Origin of the sequence: Leucobacter musarum subsp. musarum, from assembly GCF_001273845.1 — a bacterium.
GTDB classification, from domain to species: domain Bacteria; phylum Actinomycetota; class Actinomycetes; order Actinomycetales; family Microbacteriaceae; genus Leucobacter; species Leucobacter musarum.
In genome coordinates this window covers 1-238 of the sequence record NZ_JHBW01000094.1, presented here as the reverse complement: position 1 = coordinate 238, position 238 = coordinate 1, and the positions used below count along the sequence as shown (strand labels likewise).

Here is a 238-nt window from a genome sequence, read left to right as displayed (position 1 = left end):
CGGAAGTCGGCAANGACCCCATGGCCGTACTTCGCCGCAGCAGGGGAGATGATTCTGCAGCCGAGGTAGTGTTAAACGTACATCCCGACGAAGCCGGCCAGAAGGCCGCGCTGCGCGCATTCAGCGAAGAGAAGCGGTGCGCCGCGCAGACGTACGTCGCGGTCGCTCCGGAAGGTCGCGACCCCTCCGACCGGAGGCAGCAGCGCGGGGAGGAAGACGTGCGCGAACTGTTCACGCG

Annotated in this window: 1 pseudogene; it reads left to right on the top strand. The window is 66.7% G+C overall.

Going from position 1 to position 238, the window contains the following annotated elements:
* A pseudogene (locus CH42_RS16970) lies at positions 1 to 238 on the top strand (DNA primase); the annotation flags it as partial.